The following is a 3122-nucleotide window of genomic DNA, read 5'->3' on the forward strand; positions in this document are numbered from 1 at the left end:
CTCTACTCCGCCCCGGCCCGCGCCAGTCCGCCCCGGCCCCGCGCCAGTCCGCCCCGGCCCGCGCCAGTCCGCCCCGGCCCGCGCCAGTCCGCCCCGGGCCGCGCCAGCCCGCGCCGGTGGTGCGCGTGTCGATGGTGCTGAGACCATCGTGGTGGGGGCGGAAGCGGGGGAGCGGGTGCGTGAGGAGGCACTTCATGTCGGTGGGGTACACGGTGGTGGCCACCCGGGCGCCGGGCGTCGAGCCGGTCGCGGTGGAGACCGCCCCGGGTGTGCGACGGTCGCGCGGGCTGTGGGCGTGCGACGGTCGAGGCGGCCCGGACACGGCGGACCTGGCATGAGCTCCACGGTCGACCGCGCCCTCGCCGCCGCGCTGTACACGGCCGACGCCGACCTGGACACCGCGGCGTCGCTGCTCGCCGCGGACCCGTCGGCGGACCTGGAACTGGCGACGCGGGGCCGGGAGTTCGTCCGCCGGGCGTGGGAGCGTGGCTGGCAGCCGGCCGACGTGATCCGCATGGCCGTACGGGACGAGTCGCTGGCCCCGGAGCATGTGCGCCTCGCGGCCCGCCTGATCCGCGAGGAACTCGAACGTTACGAGGCCCTGCCGCCCCGCTGGACGGCCCAGCTGGCCGCGCTGCCCGGCGACGACCCCGCGCGTCAGGACCGCTTCTCGGCCGCCACCACGACCCTGGAGCTGTACCGCCTGCTTGCCCGGCTCCCCGCGGTCGAGGCGGTCGGGCCGGTGCCGGGGGAGGCGCTGACCGCGCCCGTCGCGGGCGAGCCGCGCGCCCTGGCCCGGATCAGGGCGTTGCTGGCGAAGGCGGAGGCGACCGGGTACCCGCCGGAGGCCGAGGCCCTCACCGCCAAGGCACAGGAGCTGATGGCCCGGCACTCGGTCGACGAGGCGCTGCTCGCCGCCCGTACGCACGCGAAGGAGGCTCCGGCCGCCTGCCGGATCGGCGTCGACGCCCCGTACGAGACGGCGAAGGCGGTGCTGCTCGACGCGGTCGCCACGGCGAACCGCTGCCGCGCGGTGTGGAACAGCGCGTTCGGTTTCTCGACCGTCGTCGGCTTCGAGCCGGACCTGGAGGTCGTCGAACTGCTCTACACGTCACTGCTCGTGCAGGCCGACGCGGCGATGACGCGGGCCGAGGCCCGGCAGCGGGCCGGGGGACGCAAGCGTACGAAGACCTTCCGGCAGTCGTTCCTGGCCGCGTACGCCCATCGCGTCGGCGCGCGGCTCGCCGAGGTGGCCGGCGAAGCGGCCGCCGGGGGAGGCGGTGAGGGGGCCGAGGACGCTGAGGTGCTTCCGGTGCTCGCCGCGCGGGACGTCGCGGTCGCGGGCCGGACCGAGGAGATGTTCCCCGAGACCGTGGCGACCCGGGTGCGGGGCGTCTCGGACGGGGCGGGCTGGGACGAGGGCACGGCGGCGGCACAGCGGGCCCGGCTCACCGGGCCCTGAGCCGCACGGCGCGGTGTGCGGCGGGGCGGGCGGCCGGGTGAGCGGGGCTCAGCGACCGGCGGCCGCCGCGCGCTCGATGCGGTCGAGCAGCCGGTGATGGCGGGTGGCGTGCGCGAAGTCCGGCACCACGGAGGTGCCCTCCGTCAGATCGCGGTGGATCTGGGCGTACGCGGCACCGACGTTGTACGCGTCCGTGCCGCGCAGCGCGCTCAGTTCCGGTTCGAAGTAGCGCTCCGGGGTGGCGAGTTCGGCCGGCCCGGGGTCGCAGCCGCGCGCTCCGGTCACCGTGAGGGTGCTCATCTGCAGGTGGCCGTGGTCGCCGTTGACGACGAGGTCGCCCTCGGTTCCGTTGATCTCCCAGTGGAAGTTCGTGCCGCGCGACATGCCGCCCCGGTAATGCACGGAGACCACCGCCCCGGAGGCGAGCGTCCCGCCGAACACCACCTGGTCGGCGACGTCCGGGCGGTGGACGGTCCCCGTCCGCGGGTCCGTGATCTCCCGGCGCCGGGTTGCGGTGACCGCGGCGATGCCGGCGACGGAGTCGAAGTCTCCGAGTACCGACGTGAGCCCGTCCAGGGTGTGACCGAACGGGATGGTCAGCATGTTCGCGCCCGTCGCGCGGTCCAGCAGGTAGGCGCCGCCCGGCGGGAACTCCGCCCCCCAGCCGCGCCCGGACGCCACCATGCTGGTGGACAGCACCTCGCCGACGTAGCCGTCCGCGACCAGGTCGCGCAGGTGGCGCACGACCGGAGCGGAACGGGCCTGGAGGCCGGTGAACGTGCGCGGCCCGCACTCGGCGGCCAGCGCGGTCAGCTCCTCGGCCTCGGCGAGCCCGGTGGCCAGCGGCCACTCGGAGAACACCGCCTTTCCCTCGGCCAGTGCGGAGCGGATGATCTCCCGGTGGTCGGGCACCTTGACGGTGACGACGACGAGGTCGACCTCGTCGGACGCGGCCAGTTCGGCGGCCGTGCCGAAGGAGTGCGCGATGCCGTACTTCTCGGCGGCCTGCCGCGCGGACGTGGCGCTGCTCGCGGAGAGCGCGCGCACCTCGAAGCCGTCGAGCCGCCGCAGCGCGGGCAGGTGGGCCTGGGAGGCCCAGCCGCGCCTGGCGGAGAGGCCGACGATCCCGACGCGGACGGGAGACTTGACGGGCGATGACGGCATGGCTGGCTCCTCCGCGCACGGCACCGGTCCACGGGGCGATACGTCCAGTGGGTCGTGCACTAGACTGTTTGATGATCGGCGAACACTTGGCTCACCCGAGTGTACGCACGGCGTCGAACACTCTGCAAGATCGTTCTCCGTTCTCCGTTCTCCGTTCTCCGTTCTCCGTGCTCGTGCTCGTGCTCGTCCCCGTCCCCGTGTGTGAAGGGAGTCCGCCGTATGGCGACAGCGAAGCCGGCGGCCGGTGCCGGTCACCGCGCCGCCCCGGTCCACACCCACCCCCGTGACGTCACCCTCGAAGCGGCCCTGCTCGCCTTGGCGGATCCGGTCCGCCGCACCCTCGTGCGTGAGCTGGCCGAGGCGGGCCCCTGGGAGCGGGCCTGCGGAACCTTTGACGTGCCCGTCACCAAAGCCACGCTGAGCAGGCACTTCGTGGTGTTGCGCGAGTCGGGTCTGCTGGAGCAGAAGGATGCCGGGCCGCGCCGCCTCAACCGGT

General features: G+C 74.7%; 5 protein-coding genes. 3 read left to right on the forward strand and 2 right to left on the reverse strand.

Features of this window, described 5'->3' with window-relative positions; genetic code table 11:
- Positions 1–196, reverse strand: a 196-nt coding sequence (locus OFY01_RS15635; RefSeq protein ID WP_407700349.1) for a hypothetical protein, incomplete at its 3' end; no start/stop codon positions are given.
- On the opposite strand from OFY01_RS15635, the gene OFY01_RS15640 reads away from it, so the two are divergent.
- Positions 195–338 carry a hypothetical protein gene (locus tag OFY01_RS15640; protein WP_266600306.1) on the forward strand — a complete coding sequence of 48 codons (144 nt, stop codon included), beginning with the start codon at positions 195–197 and terminating at the stop codon, positions 336–338. The two genes, OFY01_RS15635 and OFY01_RS15640, sit on opposite strands and share 2 nt — an antisense overlap.
- Positions 335–1462 (forward strand): DUF2786 domain-containing protein, encoded by a 1128-nt coding sequence (locus OFY01_RS15645; RefSeq protein ID WP_266600308.1) that lies wholly within the window; start codon positions 335–337, stop codon positions 1460–1462. The genes OFY01_RS15640 and OFY01_RS15645 overlap by 4 nt, the downstream gene beginning before the upstream one ends.
- A 48-nt stretch (positions 1463–1510) precedes the next feature.
- Here OFY01_RS15645 and OFY01_RS15650 read toward each other — a convergent pair whose 3' ends face one another.
- Positions 1511–2626 (reverse strand): Gfo/Idh/MocA family protein, encoded by a 1116-nt coding sequence (locus tag OFY01_RS15650; RefSeq protein ID WP_266600310.1) that lies wholly within the window; start codon positions 2624–2626, stop codon positions 1511–1513.
- 219 nt (positions 2627–2845) lie between these two features.
- On the opposite strand from OFY01_RS15650, the gene OFY01_RS15655 reads away from it, so the two are divergent.
- Positions 2846–3122, forward strand: a 277-nt coding sequence (locus OFY01_RS15655; protein ID WP_266600312.1) for a helix-turn-helix domain-containing protein, incomplete at its 3' end; no start/stop codon positions are given.

It is taken from the genome of Streptomyces beihaiensis, assembly GCF_026274175.1.
GTDB classification, from domain to species: Bacteria; Actinomycetota; Actinomycetes; order Streptomycetales; family Streptomycetaceae; genus Streptomyces; species Streptomyces beihaiensis.

Excerpts from the sequence above, each read along its gene's own strand:
- OFY01_RS15640 (WP_266600306.1), top strand. The coding sequence starts at position 195 with ATGTCGGTGGGGTACACGGTGGTGGCCACCCGGGCGCCGGGCGTCGAG.
- OFY01_RS15645 (WP_266600308.1), top strand. The coding sequence starts at position 335 with ATGAGCTCCACGGTCGACCGCGCCCTCGCCGCCGCGCTGTACACGGCC.
- OFY01_RS15650 (WP_266600310.1), bottom strand. The coding sequence starts at position 2,626 with ATGCCGTCATCGCCCGTCAAGTCTCCCGTCCGCGTCGGGATCGTCGGC.